This window comes from Pseudarthrobacter equi, assembly GCF_900105535.1.
Classification (GTDB): Bacteria; Actinomycetota; Actinomycetes; order Actinomycetales; family Micrococcaceae; genus Arthrobacter; species Arthrobacter equi.
The window spans coordinates 982,832-1,006,963 of the sequence record NZ_LT629779.1; the positions used below are offsets into that span (position 1 = coordinate 982,832).

Annotated in this window: 26 protein-coding genes and 1 pseudogene; 14 read left to right on the plus strand and 13 right to left on the minus strand. The window is 66.1% G+C overall.

Features of this window, described 5'->3' with window-relative positions; genetic code table 11:
* Positions 1–2: 2 nt before the first annotated feature.
* Positions 3–515, minus strand: coding sequence for a MarR family winged helix-turn-helix transcriptional regulator (locus tag BLT71_RS04460; RefSeq protein WP_091717946.1), 513 nt, complete (start codon positions 513–515; stop codon positions 3–5).
* 66 nt (positions 516–581) lie between these two features.
* On the opposite strand from BLT71_RS04460, the gene BLT71_RS04465 reads away from it, so the two are divergent.
* Positions 582–1,772 carry an acyl-CoA dehydrogenase family protein gene (locus tag BLT71_RS04465; RefSeq protein ID WP_091717948.1) on the plus strand — a complete coding sequence of 397 codons (1,191 nt, stop codon included), beginning with the start codon at positions 582–584 and terminating at the stop codon, positions 1,770–1,772.
* A 16-nt stretch (positions 1,773–1,788) separates the two neighbouring features.
* On the opposite strand, the gene BLT71_RS04470 is transcribed toward BLT71_RS04465, so the two are convergent.
* From BLT71_RS04470 to BLT71_RS04490, 5 genes are all read right to left on the minus strand, one after another.
* Positions 1,789–2,574 carry a MerR family transcriptional regulator gene (locus BLT71_RS04470; protein ID WP_091717949.1) on the minus strand — a complete coding sequence of 262 codons (786 nt, stop codon included), beginning with the start codon at positions 2,572–2,574 and terminating at the stop codon, positions 1,789–1,791.
* Positions 2,575–2,653: 79 nt separating this feature from the next.
* The gene (locus BLT71_RS04475) at positions 2,654–2,974 is read right to left on the minus strand and encodes a hypothetical protein (RefSeq protein WP_091717951.1); all 321 of its coding nucleotides are present in this window, start codon (positions 2,972–2,974) and stop codon (positions 2,654–2,656) included.
* Positions 2,975–3,109: 135 nt separating this feature from the next.
* Entirely contained in the window at positions 3,110–3,313 is a 204-nt protein-coding gene (locus BLT71_RS04480) for a cold-shock protein (protein WP_069950491.1), read from the minus strand.
* 132 nt (positions 3,314–3,445) lie between these two features.
* Positions 3,446–4,072 carry a response regulator gene (locus BLT71_RS04485; RefSeq protein WP_091717953.1) on the minus strand — a complete coding sequence of 209 codons (627 nt, stop codon included), beginning with the start codon at positions 4,070–4,072 and terminating at the stop codon, positions 3,446–3,448.
* Entirely contained in the window at positions 4,069–5,271 is a 1,203-nt protein-coding gene (locus tag BLT71_RS04490) for a sensor histidine kinase (protein WP_091717955.1), read from the minus strand. The genes BLT71_RS04485 and BLT71_RS04490 overlap by 4 nt, the downstream gene beginning before the upstream one ends.
* A gap of 197 nt (positions 5,272–5,468) precedes the next feature.
* On the opposite strand from BLT71_RS04490, the gene BLT71_RS04495 reads away from it, so the two are divergent.
* Positions 5,469–6,038, plus strand: coding sequence for a GlcG/HbpS family heme-binding protein (locus BLT71_RS04495; RefSeq protein WP_091717957.1), 570 nt, complete (start codon positions 5,469–5,471; stop codon positions 6,036–6,038).
* 9 nt (positions 6,039–6,047) lie between these two features.
* Positions 6,048–6,779 (plus strand): ankyrin repeat domain-containing protein, encoded by a 732-nt coding sequence (locus tag BLT71_RS04500; protein ID WP_091717959.1) that lies wholly within the window; start codon positions 6,048–6,050, stop codon positions 6,777–6,779.
* A gap of 121 nt (positions 6,780–6,900) precedes the next feature.
* On the opposite strand, the gene BLT71_RS04505 is transcribed toward BLT71_RS04500, so the two are convergent.
* The 4 genes from BLT71_RS04505 to BLT71_RS04520 form a co-directional block, all read right to left on the minus strand.
* Entirely contained in the window at positions 6,901–8,094 is a 1,194-nt protein-coding gene (locus BLT71_RS04505) for an acetyl-CoA acetyltransferase (RefSeq protein ID WP_091717961.1), read from the minus strand.
* On the minus strand, positions 8,091–8,774 hold the full coding sequence (locus BLT71_RS04510; RefSeq protein WP_091717963.1) for a CoA transferase subunit B: 684 nt from the start codon (positions 8,772–8,774) through the stop codon (positions 8,091–8,093). The genes BLT71_RS04505 and BLT71_RS04510 overlap by 4 nt, the downstream gene beginning before the upstream one ends.
* Positions 8,775–8,830: 56 nt before the next feature.
* Complete coding sequence (locus BLT71_RS04515; RefSeq protein ID WP_091717965.1) at positions 8,831–10,270, minus strand: short-chain fatty acid transporter; 1,440 nt, start codon at positions 10,268–10,270, stop codon at positions 8,831–8,833.
* Between the two features lie 68 nt (positions 10,271–10,338).
* Complete coding sequence (locus BLT71_RS04520; RefSeq protein WP_091717967.1) at positions 10,339–11,055, minus strand: CoA transferase subunit A; 717 nt, start codon at positions 11,053–11,055, stop codon at positions 10,339–10,341.
* A gap of 175 nt (positions 11,056–11,230) precedes the next feature.
* On the opposite strand from BLT71_RS04520, the gene BLT71_RS04525 reads away from it, so the two are divergent.
* Complete coding sequence (locus tag BLT71_RS04525; protein ID WP_091717969.1) at positions 11,231–12,022, plus strand: IclR family transcriptional regulator; 792 nt, start codon at positions 11,231–11,233, stop codon at positions 12,020–12,022.
* A 124-nt stretch (positions 12,023–12,146) separates the two neighbouring features.
* Here BLT71_RS04525 and nadE read toward each other — a convergent pair whose 3' ends face one another.
* Positions 12,147–12,980: an ammonia-dependent NAD(+) synthetase gene (gene nadE, locus BLT71_RS04530; protein ID WP_091717971.1), complete on the minus strand. Its 834-nt coding sequence runs from the start codon at positions 12,978–12,980 to the stop codon at positions 12,147–12,149.
* A gap of 74 nt (positions 12,981–13,054) precedes the next feature.
* Here nadE and pyrE point away from each other — a divergent pair, with 74 nt between their 5' ends.
* From pyrE to BLT71_RS04550, 4 genes are all read left to right on the plus strand, one after another.
* Entirely contained in the window at positions 13,055–13,639 is a 585-nt protein-coding gene (pyrE, locus tag BLT71_RS04535) for an orotate phosphoribosyltransferase (RefSeq protein ID WP_056076887.1), read from the plus strand.
* A 185-nt stretch (positions 13,640–13,824) separates the two neighbouring features.
* Positions 13,825–14,592, plus strand: coding sequence for a GAF and ANTAR domain-containing protein (locus tag BLT71_RS04540; protein ID WP_091717973.1), 768 nt, complete (start codon positions 13,825–13,827; stop codon positions 14,590–14,592).
* Between the two features lie 131 nt (positions 14,593–14,723).
* Positions 14,724–15,365, plus strand: coding sequence for a hypothetical protein (locus BLT71_RS04545; RefSeq protein WP_091717975.1), 642 nt, complete (start codon positions 14,724–14,726; stop codon positions 15,363–15,365).
* Positions 15,366–15,449: 84 nt separating this feature from the next.
* Positions 15,450–16,490, plus strand: a complete 1,041-nt coding sequence (locus tag BLT71_RS04550) for an alpha/beta fold hydrolase (RefSeq protein WP_091717977.1) — start codon at positions 15,450–15,452, stop codon at positions 16,488–16,490.
* On the opposite strand, the gene BLT71_RS04555 is transcribed toward BLT71_RS04550, so the two are convergent.
* On the minus strand, positions 16,487–17,317 hold the full coding sequence (locus BLT71_RS04555; protein WP_091717979.1) for an HAD-IIA family hydrolase: 831 nt from the start codon (positions 17,315–17,317) through the stop codon (positions 16,487–16,489). The two genes, BLT71_RS04550 and BLT71_RS04555, sit on opposite strands and share 4 nt — an antisense overlap.
* A gap of 92 nt (positions 17,318–17,409) precedes the next feature.
* Between BLT71_RS04555 and BLT71_RS04560 the strand changes: the two genes are divergently transcribed.
* The 3 genes and pseudogenes from BLT71_RS04560 to BLT71_RS04570 all read left to right on the plus strand — a co-directional run bounded on the left by BLT71_RS04560 (position 17,410) and on the right by BLT71_RS04570 (position 19,673).
* Positions 17,410–18,087: a TrmH family RNA methyltransferase gene (locus tag BLT71_RS04560; RefSeq protein WP_172830034.1), complete on the plus strand. Its 678-nt coding sequence runs from the start codon at positions 17,410–17,412 to the stop codon at positions 18,085–18,087.
* A 140-nt stretch (positions 18,088–18,227) separates the two neighbouring features.
* Positions 18,228–19,250, plus strand: a pseudogene (gene fbaA / locus BLT71_RS04565) (class II fructose-bisphosphate aldolase); the annotation flags it as partial.
* A complete protein-coding gene (locus BLT71_RS04570; protein WP_091717983.1) occupies positions 19,251–19,673 on the plus strand; it encodes a DUF3151 domain-containing protein in 423 nt (140 codons plus the stop codon).
* Between the two features lie 138 nt (positions 19,674–19,811).
* On the opposite strand, the gene BLT71_RS04575 is transcribed toward BLT71_RS04570, so the two are convergent.
* Positions 19,812–20,441, minus strand: a complete 630-nt coding sequence (locus BLT71_RS04575) for a uracil-DNA glycosylase family protein (protein WP_091717985.1) — start codon at positions 20,439–20,441, stop codon at positions 19,812–19,814.
* Positions 20,442–20,796: 355 nt separating this feature from the next.
* Between BLT71_RS04575 and BLT71_RS04580 the strand changes: the two genes are divergently transcribed.
* The 3 genes from BLT71_RS04580 to BLT71_RS04595 all read left to right on the plus strand — a co-directional run bounded on the left by BLT71_RS04580 (position 20,797) and on the right by BLT71_RS04595 (position 24,092).
* Positions 20,797–21,882, plus strand: a complete 1,086-nt coding sequence (locus tag BLT71_RS04580; protein WP_091717986.1) for a M14 family zinc carboxypeptidase — start codon at positions 20,797–20,799, stop codon at positions 21,880–21,882.
* A 241-nt stretch (positions 21,883–22,123) separates the two neighbouring features.
* Entirely contained in the window at positions 22,124–23,413 is a 1,290-nt protein-coding gene (locus BLT71_RS04585) for an adenylosuccinate synthase (RefSeq protein WP_056077073.1), read from the plus strand.
* Between the two features lie 322 nt (positions 23,414–23,735).
* Entirely contained in the window at positions 23,736–24,092 is a 357-nt protein-coding gene (locus BLT71_RS04595; protein WP_091717990.1) for a YegP family protein, read from the plus strand.
* The last annotated feature ends 40 nt before the right edge of the window (positions 24,093–24,132 follow it).

The window sequence follows — 24,132 nt, forward strand, 5'->3', positions numbered from 1 at the left end:
AGTCAGGGACTGTCCTCGAAGTCACCCGACCCCCTGCGGAAGTCGCCCAGGATCCGGATCAGCTCGTCCACATCCTCCGGCGGAAATCCCGGCTCGCTGAAAACCTGGCTGTTGAGGGCCGCCGTGGAACGCTGAGCCACAGTACGGCCTTCCAGGGTGAGCCCCACCAGGGTGGTGCGGCCGTCGGTGGGGTGCGGTGAGCGGGCCACCAGGCCGGCGCGCTCCAACCGGTCCACGGCGTTGGTGACCGACGTCGGGTGGACCTGAAGCAGGGCGCTTGCCTTGTTCATCGGCAGGGCACCCTTCCGGGCGAAACTCAAGAGGGCCAGCAGTTCGTACCGGGCGAACGTCAGCCCAAACGGCTTGAGGGCGGATTCGATCCTGGCCAGGAGGATCTGCTGGGTCCGCATAATCGCCGTGATGGCGGCCATGGGTGCTGCGACATCGGACCAGCCGTGGTCCTCCCAATTCCGCCGGGCTTCGGCAATCGGATCCCGGGATAACGGTGTGCCCATAGCCAGCCCCTTTCCGGAAATCCTGTGAATATACTAGGACATCCAACCGTTTGGAAGGGAGGCGTCATGCCCGGACACTCCCATGACGGCCCGGCGGAGATTCCCTATCCGGACGCGGACCTCCTGCACATCGTGCGGCTCCTTCCGCCCACCGAACAGGCCAGGTACGCGGACATCCGGAACTACCTGCAGTCCAGCGTCAGGCAGGCCTCCATCGGCTACTGGAACCGGGAAGAGTTCCCGCGCGATGTAGTGGCCGGGATGGGTGCCCGCGGGCTGGGGGAGTTGCAGCTGGACGGCAGTTCCGCCCTGTTCAAAGGCCTCATGTACGTGGAACTGGCCAGGGCCGACGTCTCGCTTTCCGCACTGGCCGGAATCCATAACGAACTCATCGTGGGCACCATCCACCACCTGGGATCCGATGAACAGAAGCGCCGGTGGCTCCCCGGACTGAGGTCCTTTGCGCAGCTGGGAGCCTTCGCCCTCACGGAGCCCGGCCACGGCTCAGACATCTCCCGCGGGCTCGAAACAACCGCCCGGCGGGACGGCGGCGAGTGGGTCCTCAACGGCGCCAAACGCTGGATCGGCAGCGGGACCGTTGCCGACGTCGCCCTGGTCTGGGCCCGGGACACGGCTGACGGGCAGCTCAAATGCTTCCTCGTGGAAACGGACCGGCCCGGCTACTCCGCCGCCAGGATTGAAAACAAGATCGGTTTGCGCATCATGCAGAATGCCGATATCCAGCTGGAGGACGTACGCACACCGGCGGCTAATCTCCTGCCCGGGGCATCAAGCTTCGCCTCGGCCAACGCGTTGCTCCGGGACTCCCGGGCCTGGGTGGGCTGGCAAGCCGCCGGCATCCAGTTCGCTGCTTTCGATGTGGCCCGCAGCTACTCGCTGGACCGCCGCCAGTTCGGCAGGGAACTGGCGGGGTTCCAGCTGGTCCAGCAGCAGCTCGCGGACATCCTGGGGAACGCTGCCGCTTCACTTGCCCTGATGGTGCAGCTGGCCCGGCTCCAGGAAGACGGGTTGCTGGAGATGGCTCAGGCGGCCATGGCCAAGGCCACCACCACCAGGCTTGCCAGGGCCTCGGTGGCGATGGGTCGCTCGCTGCTGGGCGGCAACGGAATCACCACCGACCACGAGATGGCCAAGCTGTTCGCGGACGCCGAGATCCTGTACACGTACGAGGGCAGTTACGAGATCAACTCTTTGCTGGTTGGAAGGGCCGTTACGGGAATCCAGGCATTCACCTAGGCGGCCCGCGCAACTGCTACAGGTTCCGGTCCGCGTAGGTCCGCAGCGCGTCCCGAACAAAGGTGGCGCCGGCCTCGCCCCCGTAGTTGGCGGCGAACCTTGGATCTGCCACGTACATGTCCGCCAGCCCGGTGACGTAGCCTTTGATGTCCCCGCCGGCCCCGGCCGCAGGTGTTCCCGGGATGGAGCGGAGCCAGGCCACATGCCGGGCGGCCAGGCCCTGGGCTTCGTCGCCCCCGGGGGCCGCCCCGGAGCCTGCCGCTGCCAGCCAATCCCGGCCCAGTCCCTCCGAGCGGGACTTCCACTCCCGCTTTTCGGCCTCGTCCATGCCCCGCCACCACGAGTCGCCCTTCGCGTAGGCATCCTTTCCCCAGCGCTCCTCCACTTCGTCCTTGTACTGCGTGTGGTCGAAGCCATCAAACATTTTCTCTGCCACGAGCTCTCCTCCTTGTTGCACTGTTTCGATGGTTTGCCGGACGGACCGGACTTGCCGGGCCAGGCGTTCCTGTTCCTGGCCCAGCCACTCAAGGTGCCGGGTCAGCGCCCGGACAGGGTCCGTCTGGTGCTGGAAGACGTCGGCGATGGCCGGCAGGCCCAGGCCCAGCTCCCGAAGGAGCAGGATCCTCTGCAGCTGCAGGAGGGCTCCGCCGTCGTAGTAGCGGTAGCCGTTGCTGCCCACCCTGGTGGGCTTCAGCAGCCCAATGTCGTCGTAGTGGCGGAGGGTACGGCTGGTGGTTCCCGCCATTCTGGCCACGTCCTGGATGGGCCAGCCGCTGGCCCTGTCCTCCCCGGTTGCTTCCATGCTTCGAGCGTAGGGGTTGACGCAGCGTCAAGGTCAAGGGGAAACGTGAAGGGGAACCTTCCAAGGATTTCGCAGGTGGTCAGCGGGTGCCGCGGTGGCGCGCCTGGGCCACCAGCCGGGTAAAAGAGAAAACGAAAACGGCCTCAATCAGGACCATGAGTCCGGCCAGCAGCCATTGCTGGCGGGCAACGAAGAACACGCATCCCGTCAGGACCAGGATGGTGCCCAGGGCCAGGGCATAGACAGCAAAGCCCACAGCCACGCGGGCGCTGCGCACGCCGGTGCGGAAACCGAAGCCGTGGGGTTCGCCGCCGGGCTGGCCGGGGACACGGTCCGGCATTCCGGGACCGAGCCTGTCGAACTCTTCCCAAGGATCCCTGTCCTCTTCCTTGCCGGTCATGGGTCAATTATCCCAAAAGCACCGAACGTTGTGGGCGGGCCGCCGGCAGGCACAACTAAAACAGCGGCCCCGCCAACACGAGGTTGGCGGGGCCGCTGCCGGGGCTGGCCCGGGAAACCGGGCCGGCCGTAAGACTTAGAGCGGGCGGATGTTCTCTGCCTGCGGACCCTTGGGGCCCTGGGTCACGTCGAATTCGACCTTCTGGTTCTCGTCCAGTGAGCGGTAACCGCTGCTGGAGATTGCCGAGTAGTGGGCGAAAACGTCAGCGGACCCGTCATCGGGGGCAATGAAGCCAAAACCCTTTTCGGCGTTGAACCATTTAACTGTGCCTGTTGCCATGGCTGCATTCCTTCATGTAACTCTGATTCTCTCCCCGGATTTCAGCCCGGGGTGTGCGGAGAACGTCCCCCGCAATCCCAACGTACGGGGCTAAACGCCCTGTTGGCAAGGGTAAACGCCACAAAACCCGCGTCAGCGCATGCCCTCACGGCGGATGGCGGTGGCAATCGCGGCGGCCCGGGTTTCCACTCCCAGCTTCGAATAGATGTGCGCCAGGTGGGTTTTGACGGTGGCTTCCGAGATGAAAAGGCGTTGGCCGAGTTCGCGGTTGCTGAGCCCCTGGGTGAGCAGGCTCAGCAGCTCCGCCTCGCGTGGAGTGAGGATCTCCTCCGGATTGCGGAGTTGCTGGAAGAGCCGCGAAGCCACCGGCGGGCTCATTACGCTCCTGCCCTGCACCGCGCCGCGGACAGCCGAGAAGATCTCTTCCGGCGCGGCGTCCTTCAGCAGGTAACCCATGGCACCGGCATCCACGGCACGCACAATGTCCGCGTCCGAATCGTAGGTGGTGAACACCAGGATGGCCTGCCTGCTGTTGAGCCCGCGGATGCGCCGGATGGCTTCGATGCCGTCCATGCCGCCGCCCATGGCGAGGTCCATGACCACGACGCCGGGCGACAGCTCCCGCACCAGCTCCAGGGCTTCCTCCCCGGACGCGGCGTCGGCCACCACCTCGATGTCCGGCTGGGTGCCCAGCAGGGCGCGCAGCCCGCTGCGGACCACCAGGTGGTCATCCACCAGGAGCACGGTAATGGCATTCATGCCTGGCTTCCGTCCGTTGGTGCCGCCGAGGGGCCAGCGGGGAGCTGCGCCGCCACGATGGTGCCCTCGCCGGGGGCGCTTTCCACGGAGAACGTCCCGCCAAGCTGTTCCACGCGCTGCCGCATGGCCCGAAGGCCGTACCCTCCGGCGTCCGACGGCGGTGCTGCCGCCGCCGGATCAAAGCCGGCGCCGTCGTCGTACACGTCCAGGGTGACGGCGTCCGGCAGGAACCCGAGGGTCACGGTGGCGGTGGTTGCGGAGGCATGGAGCCGCACGTTGGACGCTGCACTCTGGACCACGCGCAGCAAGGTGTGCCGGATGTCTGCCGCCACCGGCCGTGGTTCGCCGGTGACCAGGAGCCGGGCGTCGGGAAGGTAGCGGCGCGCGGCCGTCAGCAGGGCCTCCGGCAGGGGCGAGCCTTCGAGCCCGGGGGAGGCAAGATCATGGACCAGGCTTCGGGTTTCGGCCAGGTTGTCCCGCAGCAGGGAAGTGGCCTGCCGCAGGTCCGAGTGGGCGGCAGGTGCGGGCCACGTGCGCCCGGCGGCCTCGAGCAACAGCAGGCTGCTGGCCAGGCCCTGGGTCACGGTGTCGTGGATTTCGCGGGAAACCCGCTCCCGCTCGGCAATGGCGCCCGCCCGCCGTTCGCTGGCGGCCAGCTGCCCCTGCGCGGTGGACACCTCAGCGTGCAGCCGCCGCTGCTCCTCGGCATCGTTGCGGATCCGGTCATGGATAAGGGTCAGCATCACGCCCACGGCCAGCGGGCCCAGGAGCATGGCCAGGTCCGTGCCTCCGCTGAGCCTGAACAGGCCGGCCGCCGTGGCAACGGCAATGATTCCCGCGGCAACGTACGCGGCAACACCGCTGATCGCGGCACGGCAGAGGAAGAAGAGGGCAAACGAGCACCAGGCAAAGCTGGGTGCAGCGATCACCAGGACCGCCCAGACGGCCACCAGGGCGGCCATCCACGCCGGCCCGGGCAGACCGCGCCTGGCAAGCACCGAAACGCCCGCATACAGCAGGGAGGCTGCCGCAGCCAGGCACAGGACCAGAACGTTGTCCGCGGGCGGGTGGCGCATGACGTACCGGACGGTCGACGCCACCAGGAGGACGGCGAATCCCGCATGGACCGCGGTGTCGATGTTGCCCAGCCGGGGCAGCCCGGCAGGACTCGGGGGATGGTCAGGGCCTGGGGCTGTCATGGAATTTCCGGTCTGGTGGGGGAATGCTGCCCTTCCATGCTATTGCCGGCGGCCGGGGCGGGTCTCTCATCCATTTGGCTGATACGGCCATCCTTTGGTCGCAGCAGGGACCATGCAAAGGCCCGATGGCAGGCGGGGCGCCTGCCGGAAGGATTGACGTGTTCGCAGCGATCGCCTGCCTAACCCAAGGAGCCACCATGAAGAAGTCCCGCACAGCCCTTGCCGCCGCCGCAGCCGGTGCCCTGGTCCTCACCGCCGGAATCACTGCAGCGGCCAACGCAGGAACAACCCCTGCGCCGGCGGCCGTTCCCGCCGTGGACGTCCAGCCTGCGCCGGAAACCGTCGTCCAGCAGAACCGCATCTCCGTGGGGGCCTCCGCCGCTGCCGTGAACGCCGCCCTGGCCAAGTGCCAGGCGGACAAGCTCCCGTTCGTCACCGTTGCCGTGGTAGACCGGTTCGGCACCGTGCAGGCACTCCTCCGCGGGGACAATGCAGCGGAGCACACCATCGAAGCCGCCAAGCAGAAGGCCTACACCGCAGCAGCGTTCGGTACGCCCACCAGTGAGCTGGCCAAGCGGATTAACGGCAACGGTCCATCCATTGCAGACCTCCCCGGCACCCTGTTCCTGGCCGGCGGCGTCCCGCTCAAGGTCAATGGGGTTTCACTGGCCGGCGTCGGGGTTGGCGGCGCACCGGACGGCGCCCTGGACGAGGCCTGCGCCACCGCCGGAGCTGCAGCCATCGCGGGCGCCCCCGCCGGAAAGTAGGCTGCCCGTATGAGGCGCACTGGCATACGTGCCCAGGGCTTGCTGGCCGCCGGCGCCCTGGCCCTCATCCTGACGGCGTGCCAAAGCCCTGCTCCGGCACCATCCAGTGGACCGGCGTCGGCCGCGCCTTCACCCAGTACTGCGGTCCCCACCAGTACTGCGGTCCCCAGCGGAACCGTTGACGCCCAACCCGGCCCTCCTGCTTCAGGGCCGGCGGCAACCCCGGCGGCGCTCTCCGCCGAAGCCCAGGCGGCGCTGGACCAAGAACTGATTGCTGCCGCAAAGGCCAACAACGCGCCGCTGGTCCGCGAACTGGTGGGCCGGGGCGGCAACGTCAATGCCAAGGACTCCATCCAGGACTCGGCCTTCCTCTACGCCGGCGCCGAAGGCTTCAACGAGGTCCTGCAGCTGACCCTGGGGGCCGGCGCCGACGTATCCAGCATCAACCGCTACGGCGGGACTGCCCTGATTCCGGCCAGCGAGCATGGGCATGTGGAGACGGCGAAGATCCTGGTTGCCGCAGGCGTACCCGTCAACCACGTGAACAACCTGGGCTGGACGGCCATGCAGGAAGCCATCCTCCTGAACAATGGCGGTCCCCGGCAGCAGGAAGTGGTGCGGTTGCTGCTGGAGGCCGGCGGGGACCCGGGTATCCGGGACGCGGAGGGCCGGACTGCGCTGCAGAACGCCGAACGGCTGGGCTTTGCGGAGATCGCCGCCCTGATCCGGAGCCACGGCTAGCCTGCTTCGCAGCCGGGGCGCCGGGATTCACCACCTTTGGCCCGGTACGACGGCGGCGCGCCGCACTTTTGGTGCGACGCGCCGTTATCGGCAGCCAAAGGTGGGCAGATTCAGCGGCCGGTCAGACGGCCTCGAGGATGCTGACGTAGTTGGCGATGCCCACGCCGCCCATGTTCTGGACCGCTGCCCGGCGCGGTGCCGCGAGCTGCATGTCGCCGGCGGTGCCGGTCAGCTGCATGGCCGCGAGCACGTGCTGCGAGACGCCGGTGGCACCCACGGGGTGGCCCTTGGACTTGAGGCCGCCGGAGACGTTGACCGGCAGCTTCCCGTCCTTGAAAACCCACCCTTCCTCGAGAGCGCGGGCGCCCTGGCCTGGTTCGGTCAGTCCCATGGCCTCGTACATGAGCAGTTCGGCGATGGTGAAGCAGTCGTGGACTTCGGCGAGGTCCAGGTCTTCAATTCCGACCCCGGCCATCGCCAGGGCGCGCTGCCAAGAGACCCTGGTGGCTTCGAAGGCCGTGGGGTCCCGGCGTGCGGCCGGGAAGAAGTCGTTGGCCTGGCCAAACCCGGCGAGCCGCACGGCAGGGTGGGCGCCTGCCGTGGGGGAGGTGGAGAGCACGACGGCGGCCGCTCCGTCCGAGACGGGGGAGCAGTCCGTGCGGCGCAGCGGGTCCGCCACCATGGGGTTCTTGTCCGACACGGTCCGGCAGAACTCTTCGCCGAGGTCCTTCCGGAGCTGCGCGTAGGGGTTATCCACGCCATTGCGGTGGTTCTTGGCGGCGATACTGCCCAGCACATCGCCCAGGTTCCCGGCCGGGTCGTAACGCTTGGCGTAGTGCTTGGCCACTTCGGCAAACAGCCCGGTGAAGCCGGTGGTCGAGGCCTTGCCGGCCATGTCGTAATCGGCGCCGAGCAGGCCCGCGCCCACCACGTCAGCCCCTGCGTGGGTCATCTTTTCGGCGCCGATCACCAGGACGGTTTTGGCGGTGCCCGCCAGCAGCGACTTGGTGCCCTGCTGGAATGCTGCCGAACCGGAGGCGCACGCGTTTTCCACGCGGGTGGACGGGACATTGGCCAGGTCCGGGGAAACCTGCAAAGCCAGCGACGACGGGAACGCCAGCGGCATCATGCCGGAGTTGAACTGGCCCACATAGATTTCATCGATCTGCCCGGGCCCAACACCCGCGCCTGCGATGGCATCGGTGGCCACCTGCACGATCAGTGATTCCAGGGTGTCATCGGTGAGCTTTCCGAACCTGCTGTGGCCCCACCCGGTGATCAGGACATCCTTGCCGAACTGTTCCTTCAGGCTCATGCCGCCACTTCCTCGTTCTCAAGGCGGACTTCGAAATCCGCATCAGTCTTTTCCTGGATGTCCTCCACGGTGACCCCCGGCGCCAGCCGGGTCAGCGTGAGCTGCCGCCCGCCGTCGCCCGTTACTTCGCCATCCTTCACCAGGTCGAAGACCGCAAGGTCGCTGATGATCCGGTCCACGCAGCTGAGGCCGGTCAGGGGGAGCGTGCATTCGCGGACGATCTTCGCCGTGCCGTCCTTGGCGTTGTGCTCGGTGAGGACCACAACCCGGGGCGTCCCGGCCACCAGGTCCATGGCCCCGCCCATGCCCTTGACCATCTTGCCCGGGATGGTCCAGTTGGCCAGGTCGCCATTGCCGGAGACCTGCATGGCGCCGAGGATAGCCACCTTCACGTGGCCGCCGCGGATCATGCCAAACGACGTGGCGGAGTCGAAGATGCTGCCGCCGGGAAGCACCGTGACGGTCTGCTTGCCGGCGTTGATGAGGTCCGCGTCCTCCTCGCCCTCATAGGGGAACGGCCCCATGCCGAGGAGTCCGTTCTCGCTCTGCAGGACCACCCGCACGCCGTCGGGCAGGTTGTTGGCCACCAGCGTGGGGATGCCGATACCCAAGTTGACGTAGTCGCCGTCGTTCAGTTCCTCTGCCGCAATTGCAGCCATTTCATCCCTGGTCCAGGCCATGGGTTCCTCGATTCTCAATGTCTTGTCGGTTGTTTGGGGGTGCCGCCAGGGGACGGCTATTTGGGAATGACCGGCGGAACAAACTCGAAGGTCATTCCCAGCAGCCAGGCCAGCAGCAGGACCACCGGAAGGTGGAACAGGAACTGCTGGAAGGTGAAGCCCACCAGGTCCCGGGCGCGCAGCCCCAGCACGGCCAGGAGGGGCAGCATGAAGAAGGGGTTGATGAGGTTGGGCAGGGCCTCGGCCATGTTGTAGATCTGCACGGTCCAGCCCAGGTTCATGTTGACGTCCGTGGCGGACTGCATCACGTACGGCGCCTCCACCAGCCACTTGCCACCGCCGGACGGGACGAACATGCCCAGGAGGGCCGTGTAGAGGGCGATGACCACCGCGAATGCGCCGTTGCTGCCGATGCTCGTGAAGAAGTGGGCCAGGTGCTCGGAGACGGTGAGCCCGTCAGCCCCGGCGGCCTTCGTGAGGATGGCTGCCATGGCTGCGTAGAGCGGGAACTGGACCAGGATGCCGGCGGTGGCGGGCACGGCCTTGGTGACCGCCTGCAGGAACTTCCGGGGAGTACCGTGCAGCACCAGGCCCAGCATCAGGAACACCAGCAGGTAGCCGTTCAGCGAGCTGACCACTGAAAGGATGGGCAGCGTGAGCAGTTGCGAGACCAGCCAGCCCAGAGTCAGGACACCGGCAATGATGGGCAGGATCCGGCTGTACTCAAGCCATTCACCCGGCCGCGACTTTTCGGCGGGGGCCTCGGGTTCGTCATCCAGGTCCACGCCCATATCCTCGGCCGTCCGGATGGCCTTTCCTGTGGGAGCCGAGAAATGCGCGATCACGGTGGTGAGGAGCATCAGGATCACCAGCGTCAGCAGCGACTGCCAGGTGAAGATGGTGGTGCCGAAGTCCAGGACCCCGGTGATCTGCAGCAGCGCCGGCGGAATCGAGGCCTTTGTTGCCTGCAATTGGGCCGCCGAGGAGGACAGCCCCAGGGCCCACACTGCACCGAGCCCCATGAAGGCGGCCGCACCGAGGGCGCGGTAGTCGACCGTGAGGTCCGAACGCCGGGCGATGGCCCGGGCCAGGAGGCCGCCGAAGATCAGGCTCAAGCCCCAGTTGATGAACGAGACGGACATGGACATGACGGCCACGAAGCTCACCGCCGCCCGGGCGGATCCCGGAATGACGGCCAGGCGGTTGATCAGCCGGGCAACGGGCGGGGACGTGGCCACCACATAGCCGGTGAGCACCACCATGGCCATCTGCAGGGTGAAGGCGGTGAGGTCCCAGAACCCGTTGCCGAAGGAGTCCACCACGGCTTTGGGGGAAGCCCCGATGGCCAGGGCGGCAATGGCGACCAGGACGACGCCGGCGAGGGCAAAGATGTAGGCGTCCGGGAACCACTTCTGCGTCCATCCGGCGAGGCTTTCCGCCATCCGGGCCAAGCCCTTCTGGCGGACATCCTCGTCTTGAATCTGCGCGGTGTTCATTGTTGTGTGCTCTCCATTGAGTTACGGGCCATTGAGTTGCGGGCGGTTGCTGCGGGTGCCGGCGCCGGTCAGGCGGACACAAGATCGGTGCGCGGCCGCACCGTCCGCTGCTCAATGTCCTTCACGCGGTTGGTTGCCTGCACCAGGCGCTGGACGAAGACGCCCGGGGTGACCACATGGTTGGGATCCACTTCTCCGGGCTGCACGATCACTTCGGCTTCGGCGATGGTCAGCTTGCCGGCCGTGGCCACCACGGGATTGAAATTCCGGGCCGTGTAGCGGTAGACGAGGTTGCCGTCCGTGTCGGCGGTGTGGGCATGGACAAGGGCGACATCGGCAATGATGGCGCGCTCGCGGACGTACGTTTCGCCGTCGAATACTTCCAGCGGCTTTCCTTCTGCCACCAGCGTGCCCACACCGGTCTTCGTGTAGAACGCCGGGATGCCCGCCCCTCCCGCCCGGAGCCGCTCCGCGAGGGTCCCCTGGGGCGTGAATTCAACCTCCAGCTTTCCGGCAAGGTACTGCTGGGCGAAGAGCTTGTTTTCCCCCACGTAGGAGGCAATCACCTTGCGGACCTGCCCCGCTTCGATGAGGATGCCCAGGCCCTTGCCGTCCACGCCCATGTTGTTGGAGACCACGGTGAGGTTCTGCACGCCGGAGTCACGGACGGCTTCGATCAGGTCTGCCGGAATGCCGCTGAGCCCGAAGCCGCCAACGGCGAGGGTGATGCCGTCCTGCAGGGCGCCTTCCAGGGCGGCTGCCGCGGAGTCCTGGATTTTGCTCATGGGTGTGTCTCCTCATCGAGATGGTCAGTCCACTTTGTGGACTCGGCTTCTGGGTATGGAGACTACGGTCCTCGTCTCGAGCCCGTCAAGGCTGAAAATCACCCATTTCAGCCTGCGTTCTATACTGTGGACGAAGGGCAAGAAAGTATCCACAATATGGACGATTAGGACGTTGATGGGCAATTCTCCAGTGCAGGGCGCCCAGGTGGTCAGTCGCCTCGCGAGCCTGCTGCGGCTGGTTGGCCGCAGCGCGGGGGGCATGCCGCTGGCCGGTATTGTCCGCGAATCGGGGCTCACCCGGCCCACCGTGCACAGGCTCCTGTCCTCCTTGGCCGCCGAGGGCCTGCTGGACCACGATCCCGCCAACGGCAACTGGGTGCTGGGCCCCGAAATGCTGCTGCTGGGGTCAGTGGCCTCCGCCCGGTTCCCCATGGAGGACATCGCCCGGCCCAGCCTGCGGCGGTTGGCCGAAGCCACGGGTGAGAGCGCCTTCTTCTCCATCCGCCGCGGCATGGAAACGGTATGCCTGCTGCGGGAGGAAGGCAGCTTCCCGGTCCGTTCCTTCGTGCTGCACGAGGGCGTGCGGTTTCCCTTGGGGGTGGCGTCGGCGGGAACAGCCATCATGGCCTTCCTTCCCGAGGGGGAACGGGAAGGGATCCTGCAGGACTGGGAGTCCCACGCGGGAACCTTCGCGGCCGGGCACACCGCCGGCATCGTCCGGGAGAACCTTGAACGCACCAGGCTGGCCGGCTACTCCGTGAACCCCGGGCTCGTCCTTGAAGGCAGCTGGGGGATGGGTGCAGCCGTGTTCGACAGGTCCGGCAGGCCTGCCTGGGCGCTGTCCCTGACCGGCATTGAACCGCGCTTCAAGCCGGAACGGCAGGAAGAGCTGGGCGGCCTCCTCATGGCGGAGGCGCACCGGATCACCCAGCAATTGGGCGGGGGAGAAGGTGTCGCGGCCCGCTGAGTCTCCCCGGCTTTGCCCACGTACGACGACGGCGCGCCGCCTTTGTGGGAAGACGCGCCGTCGTGATCCCCGCAAGCAGGGGAAGATCAGCGGTGGGGTGGCCGGTACAGTCCGGCGCGGGGCTCTAGCGGCCTTCGCCCTTCCACCACGTATCAAAGACGGTGACGGGGACTGTGCGCTTGTGGCGCGTGCGCAGGTACTTCTGTTCGATGGATTCGGCGACGGACCCGGGAACCTCGCGGCCCTCGAGGTAGTCGTCAATCTGGTCGTAGCTGATGCCCAGTTCGTCCTCGTCCGTGCGGCCCGGCCGGTCGTCCAGCAGGTCCGCGGTGGGGACTTTCTCCCAGATGCGTGCCGGGGCACCGAGCTCGGCCAGCAGGGCCCGGTTCTGCCGCTTGTTCAAACCGAACAGGGGGAGGATGTCCGCGCCGCCGTCGCCGAACTTGGTGAAGAACCCGGTAACGGATTCCGCGCCGTGGTCCGTACCGATCACCAGGTAATTGAATTCGCCGGCCAGCGCGTACTGGGCGATCATCCGGGTGCGGGCCTTGGTGTTGCCCTTGTGGAAGTCGGAAATCTCCGAGCCTGCGGTCTTTTCGAACTCGTCCTCGAAGCCGTCCACGGCCGCGGAGATGTTAAAGGTCCACTCGGTCTTGGCCTTGATGAAGTCCAGGGCGGCCTGCGCGTCTTCCTCATCGTGCTGCACGCCGTAGGGCAGGCGGACGGCTACGAAGTTGGCTTCCACGCCTTCCGCCTCAAGCTCCTCGACTGCCTGCTGTGCCAGTTTTCCGGCCAGCGAGGAATCGAGCCCTCCCGAGATCCCCAGGACAAAGCCCTTGGTGCCGGTGGCTTGGAGGTACTCCTTGAGGAACGTGACGCGTTTGCGCACCTCCCCTGCGGGGTCGATCCGGGGCTGCACGCCCATTTCTTCAATGATGGTGGCCTGGAGTTCGCGCATGTGGTCCACACTAGCCAGCGGCGGCAACCCTGCTCAAGCAACCGCACCGGCCCGGCCCCACTAAACTGGAACCCATGACTTCCCCCAGTGAGACTGCAGTGGACTCTGCAGCCGCCCGCGCCCGACTGCTCGAACTCATCAAGGAACTTGCCGTGGTCCGCGGCAAGGTCATCCTTTCCAGCGGCGCGGAGGCAGATTACTACATCGACCTTCGCCGCATCACCCTGCACCACGAGGCGTCCAAGCTGGTGGGCCAGGTCATGCTGAAGATGGCGGACGACGCCGGCATCGGCTTTGAGTGCGCAGGTGGCCTGACCATGGGGGCCGACCCCGTGGGCACCGCCGTCATGCACGCTGCGGTGGACGCCGGCCGCACCGTGGACGCGTTCGTGGTCCGCAAGGCCCAGAAGTCCTACGGCATGGGGCGCCAGGTGGAAGGCCCCTCGGTGGAGGGCCGGAACGTGCTGGTCCTCGAAGATACGTCCACCACCGGCGGATCCGCACTGACCGCCGTCGAGGGCGTCCGCAAGGCCGGCGGCAACGTTGTGGCCGTGGCAGTGATCGTGGACCGTGATACCGGCGCCAAGGAAAAGATCGAAGCCGAAACCGGAGTGCCTTACCTCTTTGCGTTCGGCAAGGACGAACTGGGCCTCGACTAGGTCCCAACCGCCGGCCCGGGCAGCGACGGCTGGACCCAGGCCCGCAGCCCGGCCACCCAGCCCGGCTCACAGCCGGGCTGGGCGGGGGAGGGCTGCGGTACGGGACTGGCCTGCGCACTTGGCCCGGGCCAGCCGCTGGCCTAATATTCTCCTAAGCCACCTAAGTACCCTTGGAGAACCTGCCCATGCCCACCGCGGACCAGCCCTTGAGCGCCACCGAGACGGTCCAGGACCTGATCCTGGACAGCTCGGATTTTGAAGAGTTCCTCAATGAGCTCGCACGTTTCTCGGCGCACCAGGTAGCCGGGCTGGGCGATGACGCACTGTGCGGCATCACGCTGCTTCGTGACCGGAAGGCCGCCACGATCGGCTGGAGCAGCGACTCCGCCCGCGAAGTGGATGAGATCCAGTATTCGCTTTCCCAAGGCCCCTGCCTGACCGCCGCCCAGGAAGAGCGTGAGGTCCACGTCCCGGACCTGTTTGATGAAGAGCGGTGGGGCCCGGAGTATGCCTCCGCCGTGGCTTCCTATGGGTTGCGTTCGGTGTTGTCGCTGCCCTTCAACCTGCAGGGCGATGCGAAGGCGGCGCTCAACCTGTACTCGGATGTCCCGCATAAGTTCGACGAGCGGGCCACAGCGAAAGCCCGCGGCTTCACGAGGGAGATTTCCCAGGCGCTGCGGCTGGCTGTGCGCTTCTCCCTGCATACGGACAGCGCGGCGAACCTCCGGGCAACCCTGGAATCGCGCACTATCATCGACATTGCCATCGGGATTGTGATGGCGCAAAACCGGTGCAGCCAGGAAGCTGCCATCCGAATCCTCACCGAGGCTTCCAGCAACAGCAATACAAAGTTGAGGGACATCGCCAAATCGTTGGTTGATTCCGTCGGCGGCACCGGCACACGCACGTTCTACCAGGAACCCGGCAGCCGCAGGCCTGAACAGTCAGCCTAGGAAGGCCGCCCGCGCGGGCAGCCTGAGCAGGCGCTGACGCAGGTACTGGAACGCAGGTTGTGCCTGCACACCATCGGGGATACGCTGGCCGAGGTTGAGCCGTCGGCCATAGAACCTCTTTTGGAGTACCTATGGACCGCTCTCTTAATGCGCTCGTTAACCTCGACGTCCCCGCTGACATCGTCAGAATCGACGTCCGCGGAAGCCTCACCCACGATTCCCGGCCGGACCTTGTCCACATCATCCGGCGCGTCCGCCGCATGGGCATGCGTGCCCACATCCGCGTTGACCTCTCGCAGGCCGCACTGGTGGAATCCAGTGCCTTGGCGGGCCTGCGCAGTGACCTGAACACGATGGACGCCAACACCCTGCCGGGCATCTACGGCTCTGGTGTTTCGCTCCACCTGACGGGTTCACACGACAGGCTGGCTGGGGCACACCTGGCCGGTGCCGAGGCTGCCCAGCAGGTGCAGCCACTGCATATCGTCGACGACGACGCCACCCACCCAAACCACGGCAGGGCCTTCGGTGAGGGGCTCCAGGTAGCGCCGGACGCCGCGCTTGAGGAGCTGTTCGGGCGGCAGCTGGTGGAGTATTCAGAACAGGAACTCCTCGCCGCCAGCGACACCCTCTTTGCGCTGCTGGACCACCCCGGGGCCTTCCCCGGCTCGGACCTCCTGGGGCGCTACAAGGACATCGGACGCGAGCTCGGCCGCCGCCAACAGGACCCGGAGGCACCCTTCCCGGCAGCTGAGGGCCAGGCCGCCAGCTGACGGCCGGCCCGGCACAGGGCAGTCACTGAATGGTTATGCAAGGCTTCTTGCGGCGGACTCTTCAGTTGTGCCTACGGTAGAGGCGTGCCGTATGAGGGGAAGGTTGATCCGCAGGGCCGGGGCGGGGCAACCGCAGCCCGGCTGCTGTCACAAGCCGCTGCCCTCAAACGCTTTTCCCGGCGCAGCTTCTTTACCGCAACGGGTGCTTCCGGGGTACTTGCCGCGGACATGCTGCTGACCAGGGAGGTGCAGTCGCAGCGCCGGACGGACAAGATCCTGCCCGTTCCGGACGACTTTGCCGACGCCTACTACCCGGACGCCAGCTGGTTCCTGTTCCCGGGATACAAGACCAGCTGGGAGGAGGCCCAGTGGATCCTGAACTCCCTCCGTGGTTCCTTGAACAAGCGTGCCCGGCTCGCCGCCGTCGGGTATTCCAACCAAGGCCTGGACATCGACGACATCGTGATCGCCGTCATCGAATACGTCCGTGAACAGAAGATCGAGAAGCTGTTCTTCTACGGGCACAGTTTCGGCGGCATGGTGGCCACCCAGGTGGCTGCCCGGCTCCTGGAGATCCACGGCGTGCAGGTCCAGTTTGTGGTGCTGGACTCCAGCCCGTACAGCAAGCACGACGTCCTGGACCAGAGCTGGTTCGACGGCGTGGTGTTCCTTTACGAGCGCGGCTTCCGGTTCCCGTCCACCCTCCGCGGCGGCTACGAGCTGGGCGAACGGGTCATCCACAAGGACGAACGCAGCTGGCGCCAGATCCTCGACCAGACCCTGGAGCAGCTCTCGCCCATCGCGCCGTCAAGCGTGCTGATCCAGACGGAATCCGCCTACATCTACCACTTCGACGGGACCCGCTTCGCAGGGAAGATCGGGAATGCGAAGATGGCCTACCTGGGCAACCCCAAGGACCGCACCGTGCGCTACGAATCAGCGGTGGAAGCTTGGGCGGTGGCGTTCAAGGACAACATGGTCTCCACCGGACTCCAGACCATCGGGGCCGCACCCGCACACGCCAGCCCGCAGTGGAACCCGCACATCTACCGGCCGCTACTGGACGGACTGCTGGACGAGCAATTCCCGCTGCCGGCCGGCGGCTCCCGGGTGACAGTGTTCTAGAGCTGGTTCTTCAGGTCCGCCACGGAGTTCAGGACCTGGTTGGGCCGGAAGGGGTAGGAGGCGATCTCGTCCCGCTGCGTGATGCCGGACAGCACCAGGACCGTGTGCAGCCCGGCTTCCATGCCGGCGATGATGTCCGTGTCCATCCGGTCGCCGATCATTGCCGTGGTTTCGGAATGGGCGTCGATCTGGTTCATGGCCGAGCGGAACATCATCGGGTTGGGCTTGCCCACAATGTAGGGTTCCCGTCCCGTGGCTTTGGTGATCAGCGCCGCGATGGCTCCGGTGGCCGGCATGGGACCGTCCTTGGACGGGCCCGTGGCGTCGGGGTTGGTGGCGATGAACCGGGCCCCGGCGAGGATGAGGCGGATGGCCATGGTGATCGCCTCGAAGGAATAGGTGCGCGTCTCGCCCAGCACAACGAAGTCCGGATCCTGGTCGGTGAGGATGAAGCCGGCCTCATGCAGCGCCGTCGTCAGTCCTGCTTCGCCGATGGTGTACGCGCGGTTGCCGGACCCTGAGCCCTGCACCTGGTCCTTCAGGAACTGGGCCGTGGCCAGCGCCGACGTCCAGATGTTCTCTTCGGGGATCTCCAGGCCGGACGCACGCAGCCGGGCCGCAAGGTCGCGGGGCGTGAAGATCGAGTTGTTGGTCAGGACCAGGAAGCGCTTGGACGTGTCCACCCACCGCTGGATGAGCTCAGCGGCGCCCGGCACGGCCTGGTTCTCGTGGACCAGGACACCGTCCATGTCTGTCAGCCAGCACTCAATGTCCTGGCCGCTGCGGTACACCGCCGGTGCGTCCTTGACCTTGTCCGCTTCTGCCATGCCTGCCTCCGAGTGTCGACGCCTGTGATGAGGGGGCGTGATGATCGCCCAAAGGTCCAGTCTAGTGTTGAGGGGTGAACCAAACGCCCGGGATGGCAGACGCGCCCCACCACTCATCCGAAGAAGCCGACGCAACGGAAACCGGGGCACCCAGGGCGGAGGTCGGCGTCGGGCCCTGGGAAGGCGAATTGCCCGAAGGCGACCACTGGGATCCTGACCTGCTGGCGGACGGTGACCGGCGCAACGTGCTGGACAAATACCGCTACTGGAAGCACGAGGCGATTGTGGCGGAGCTGGATTCGCGGCGGCACAACTTCCATGTGGCCATCGAAAACTGGCAGCACGACCTCAACATCGGCACTGTGGTGCGCACCGCCAACGCCTTCCTCGCCAAAGAGGTCCACATCATCGGACGACGGCGGTGGAACCGGCGCGGGGCCATGGTCACCGACCGCTACCAGCACGTCCGCCACCACCCCACGGTGGAGGATTTCGTCCAGTGGGCGCAGGGGGAGGGGCTGGCGATCATCGGCATCGACATCTTCCCGGACTCCGTGCCGCTGGAAACCTATGAGCTGCCCCGCGACTGCGTGCTGGTGTTCGGGCAGGAAGGACCGGGCCTGACGGCGGAGGTCCACGAAGCTGCCGAAGCCACGCTGTCCATCGAACAGTTTGGTTCCACCCGTTCCATCAACGCAGCCTCCGCCGCAGCGATCGCCATGCACGCGTGGGTCCGCCGGCACGTCTTCAACCAGCACGTCCAGGGCTGACTGCGGCGGCCCGTCAGCGAGTGTTACCGACTGCCGACCAGAAACTCGGCGGTGTGGCGGATATCGCTAGGATGGTGCCTAGCCGTAAGCGGTCTACTTGAGGGTCTTCCAACCCACAGACGAAACTCAGCAGAGGAGTCAGCATGCCCATTGCAACCCCAGAGATCTACTCCGAAATGATCGACCGTGCGAAGGCGGGCGGATTCGCTTTCCCGGCAGTGAACGTCACGTCCTCGCAGACGCTGAACGCGGCCCTGCGCGGCTTCGCCGAGGCTGAGTCCGACGGCATCGTGCAGGTCTCCACCGGCGGTGCGGCCTACTGGTCCGGCGCCTCCACCAAAGACATGGTGGCCGGTTCCCTGGGCTTCGCGGCCTTCGCCCGTGAAGTGGCCAAGAACTACGGCGTCAACATCGCCCTCCACACGGACCACTGCCCCAAGGACAAGCTGGACGGCTTCGTCCTGCCCCTGCTCGCGGCCTCCGAGGCCGAGGTCAAGGCCGGCCGCAACCCCATCTTCAACTCCCACATGTGGGACGGTTCCGCCGAAACCCTGCAGGACAACCTGCGCATCGCCCGCGAACTGCTGGCCCGCACGGCCGCTGCCAAGATGATCCTCGAAGTTGAAATCGGCACCGTGGGTGGCGAGGAAGACGGCGTCGAGAACGAGATCAACGAGAAGCTGTACACCACCGTCGAGGACGCCCTGGCCACCATCGAAGCCCTGGGCTCCGGCGAGAACGGCCGCTACATCACGGCCCTGACCTTCGGCAACGTCCACGGTGTTTACAAGCCCGGTGGCGTCAAGCTCCGCCCGGAAATCCTCAAGGACATCCAGGCACAGGTTGGCGCGAAGATCGGCAAGGACAGCCCGTTCGACCTCGTGTTCCACGGCGGCTCCGGCTCCTCGGACCAGGAAATCGCCGACGCCGTGTCCTACGGCACCATCAAGATGAACATCGACACGGACACCCAGTACGCCTACACGCGTCCGGTGGCGGACCACATGTTCCGCAACTACGACGGCGTCCTGAAGGTGGATGGCGAAGTGGGCAACAAGAAGACCTACGATCCCCGCGTTTGGGGCGCCTCCGCCGAAGCCGGCCTCGCCGCCCGCGTTGTGGAAGCCACCAAGCAGCTCGGTTCAGCCGGAAAGACCTTCTAAATGTCGGATGAGTTCCGCAGGAACCTGATGGGGCCGGAGCCCACGCTCCTGCCGGCAGAATCCGAGATCTACCAGCACCTGGCGCTCGGCCAGGAAGCCGTTGACCTCGTGGCGAAGAACCCCACGTCGTCACTGCTGTGGGCCATCCTTGCCGAGGAGGCCTGGGCGGAGGGACGCACCATAGACTCCTACGCTTACGCCCGCGTTGGCTACCACCGCGGGCTGGACTCGCTGCGCCGCAACGGCTGGCGCGGCGTGGGCCCCATCCCCTGGGAGCACGAGCCCAACCGCGGGTTCCTGCGGGCGCTCTACTCGCTGGGGCGGGCCTCTTCGGCCATCGGTGAAGCCGATGAACCGGAGCGGATCGAGAAGTTCCTCAACGATTCCGACCCCGCGGCCAAGGCGGCCATCGAGGGCAAATAGGTCCCCACCGCCTCCCTAGCTTCGCTGCGCTCAGCCAGGGAACCCTCGGCGGCGGAGGCCCCTTCAAACGACGACGGCGGGCGGTCACCTTTCTTGGGAAAGGTGACCGCCCGCCGTCGTTTATTGTGCGTCTGGTGGTTATGCGCGCTGCAGGCCTGTGCGGGCCATGGCGTCTGCGTAGGCCGTGCGCATGTCCTGGAGGAACTCTTCCTGGCGTGCCGGGGAACCGGCGAAGGCGCGGCCGCTGAGGGAGCGCACCTTGTAGGTCTTCAGGCCGCGGCGCCACAGCAGCGGCACCTCGGTCTTCAGGAGCGCGTTGGCCAGCCTGTTGGCTTCGGTGCCGTGCGCCACGATGACCGAAGCGCGCGGGACCAGGGCGAGGAACTTGAGCAGCGGCTTGAGGCCGGCCTGGATCTGGTCCGGGGTGAACTTGCCGTTCGGTTCGCCCGGGACGTGCCAGGGGTGGACGTTCCACGGCATGACGTACTCGGGCCGCAGCCCCAGCTTCCACTGGATGCCGAGCATGCGGGTGGCAGCGTCCTGGTCACCGGCGGAGATGAAGCCGGAGCTGTCCGCCTCGCCGATGTTGGAGAACAGGCTGATGATGCGGCATTCGTCAACGTCGTGCATGGGGTCGACGTAAGGCACCACCGTGCCCGGCCTGGTGTCCTGCAGGGAATCGCACAGTTCGTTGACGGCGGCGACGTTGGGCTCGTAGCGGCGGTTCAGGAGCTGTTCGTGAAGGGATTCTGGTGCAAGGGCGGTCATATGGTGCTGGGTCTCCTGCGGGGATTGGCGGTGCTTCCGCCTGCGGAGGAGGGCGCGTGAAGGCGCAACTCGACATCGGCGGTGTGTTGGGGTGGGCCGGTCAACCCGGCCTTCCCCAGTTTAGCAAGCCCCGGGAAGCGAAACGCCGGTTGCGCGTATTCCGGTGACCGGACGCACAGCCGGGGTTTCGCCCTTCCCGTGATTCTGCGGCAGCGGGCTACCAGGGCCGCTTCGTGGCTACGGGAAAGCTGTCATGGGTTTCCCAGGTTTTGTCGAGTCCATTGACAGGTTTCAATCAGCTTGGTTGGCTGTTGTCACAGCGCGCAATGGGGGACATGGCGGCTGGACGCACTCAATGCACTCGAAAGAGGTAACGCACGTGAAGAAATCCCTGGCTACTTTTAGGACCCTAGCCGTTTCAGGGGCTTTGGCTCTGGCGGTTGTCGCCGCTCCTGCCCCGGCTATCGCTGTGGGGGAGGGCCCCAACTACGGCGGCAACGGCCAGATCACCACCTCGAAGCTGGCCACCTATGACCAGATGGTGTCGTTCCTGAAGGACCAGGACGCCAAACAGCCGGCCATGGAACTTGAGGTCATCGGCAAAACGGTCAAGGGCCGCGACATCCACCTGGTCAAGTACATCTCTGACCCGGCCAAGCCCACCATCCTCTACCTGACCCAGCAGCACGGCAACGAACAGCTCACCACAGAGGGTGCGCTGGAGTTCGTCAAGCACCTGGGCACCGGAAAATCGGCCGACATCCTCAAGGGCGTCAACATCCTGGTGGTTCCCATGCTCAACGCGGACGGCGCCATGGGTGACGTCAACTTCTCCCTGGAGGATTACATCGCCAAGGGTGACCGCAACATGACCCGCTTCAACGCCACGGGCGTGGACCTGAATCGAGACCACATTGCCAAAATCCAGCCGGAAACCCAGGCCCTGCACAACAACGTGATGCGCAAATACCGGGTGGACTACATGATCGACCTGCACCACCAGGGCACCCGGGCAGAACGCGACGGCAAACTGGTATCCGGCTCCATCCTGTACCCCACCACCCCCAACGCCGATCCCGCCGTCGTCGAACGGTCCAAGCAGCTGGGCGCCGTGGTCTTCGACAACGTCGACTCCACCGGCTGGGGCCACCTCGGCAAGTACCAGGGCGGCAGCGCCGAGACCATCAGCCGCAACGGCATCTCGGTGGAATACGGCATCGCCACCCTGCTCTTTGAGATGCGCGGCATGTCGGACCACTACCTCGACGGCTACGCGCTGGGACAGCGCAGCAACGGCTACTTGATCAAGCAGACCGTCATCACGCTGACGTCCACCGCCGCCGCCATCGCGGATGGTTCAATTGCCGACGCCGACACCTCCTTCTGGGACACCCTCGCCGAGCAGACCTCCCGCCCGGCAGGCGAGGCCGACGACGAGTAACCGCTTCAGGACGGGACGTCCCGGTTCTTTACCGCGCGTAAAGAACCGGGACGTCCCAGCGAGTGGACAAAGTGCACTATCGGCTAAACTTGGGTGGTAAGGGCCCCGGGGCCAACGCGATCGCCAATCCGCCTGCGGAACGGCGGAAGCCGGTCCACTCGGGGCATTCTCATGAACGGCGCTGAACCAGGACCGCCACGCTGTGGCGCCCGGCCGGCCCGAACGAATGGGGGAGGATCCCATGCCAGCAATTGTGATCGTAGGAGCCCAGTGGGGCGACGAAGGAAAAGGCAAGGCCACCGACCTGCTGGGCGGCCGTGTTGACTACGTCGTCAAGCCCAACGGCGGCAACAACGCCGGGCACACCGTCGTCGTAGGCGGTGAAAAGTACGAACTCAAGCTGCTTCCGGCAGGCATTCTCAGCCCCAACGCAGTCCCCATCATTGGTAACGGCTGCGTGGTCAACCTTGAGGCCCTCTTCCAGGAAATCGAAGGCCTGCAGGCACGCGGTGCGGATACGTCCAAACTGCGCGTCTCCGCAAACGCCCACCTCGTGGCGCCGTACCACCAGGTCCTGGACAAGGTCACTGAACGCTTCCTTGGCAAGCGCGCCATCGGCACCACCGGGCGCGGCATCGGCCCCGCTTACATGGACAAGGTGGCCCGCCTGGGCATCCGCGTCCAGGACGTCTTCGACGAGTCCATCCTTCGCCAGAAGGTGGAGGGCTCGCTGCACCAGAAGAACGAGGTCCTGGTCAAGATCTACAACCGCCGAAGCGTTGTGGTCGATGAGATCGTCGAATACTTCCTGTCCTTCGCCGAGCGGCTCCGCCCGCTGGTCATCGACAGCACCCTGGTCCTGAACACTGCCCTGGACGAGGGAAAGGTAGTGCTGATGGAAGGCGGCCAGGCAACGTTCCTCGACGTCGACCACGGCACGTACCCGTTCGTCACCTCCTCCAACCCCACCGCTGGCGGCGCATCTGTGGGCTCGGGCATCGGTCCCACCCGCATCTCCCGCTCCATCGGCATCATCAAGGCCTACACCACCCGCGTGGGCGCAGGCCCGTTCCCCACCGAACTGTTTGATGAGATGGGCGTTTACCTGCAGAAGACCGGCGGTGAGTTCGGCGTCAACACGGGGCGCCCCCGCCGCTGCGGCTGGTACGACGCCGTCCTGGCCCGCCACGCGTCCCGCGTCAACGGCTTCACGGACTACTTCGTCACCAAGCTGGACGTCCTCACCGGCATCGAACAGATCCCGGTGTGCGTGGCTTACGACGTTGACGGCGTCCGGCACGACGAGATGCCGATGACGCAGACCGAGTTCCACCACGCCAAGCCCATCTTCGAATACTTCGACGGCTGGACCGAGGACATCACGGGTGCCCGCACCCTGGCAGACCTGCCGGAGAACGCGCGCAACTACGTCCTGGCGCTCGAGAAGCTGTCGGGGACGCGTTTCTCCGCTATTGGCGTGGGACCGGACCGGGACCAGACCATCGTGGTGAACGACCTCATCAACGACTAATACTTGGGCCCACGCCCGCAGGGTTCCCTGGCCGAGCTTGCGAGGCTAGGGAGCGGGTGGGGACGACGGCGGCGGGCCACCTTTGCGGGTGCCCCGCCGCTTGTTCGTTTCCTTCCAAGCCCGCGGCAGCTCAATTTACACAGGGTTTACCTGCATTGCCTTGTGGGCGTTCATCCCGGACAGCCAGACTTTTGGGACAGCATTCGAGGACTGCCTGGCAAGCACGTCCACCACTTTGCGGGACAGGCGCGGCCGCGCGCCAGCCGGACCATCGGCGGAGATGCCGTCCGGAGATCCGCTCACAACCGGAAGGAAGTGCGCCATGGCGGGCAAGTTCGAAGTTTTCCTTGATCCCCAGTCGAAGTTCAGGTTCAGGCTCGTGGGAGCGGACGGGGCGGTGATGGCGGTCTCGCAGGCCTTCAACGACAAAGCGTCCGTCGTGGTGGGGATCGCCGCGGTCCGGGAGTGCGCCGGGACCGGTTTGGTGACGGACCTGTGCCCTGCCGGAGCCCAAACGCCGTCGGTGACTGTCGCCGCAGCCGCTCCCGCCACCGAACCCATCCTCGATGACCGGGCGGTGGCCAGGCTTCATGCCATCGCCACGGCCAAGGGTCTTCGCCGCCACGCCGACCCCGCACACTGGGACCGGCGCCGGAGCCGGGCGGAACTGGCCAACTGAGGTTGCTTCCACTCCGTCCCGGGCAGTGGCAGCCCACGGC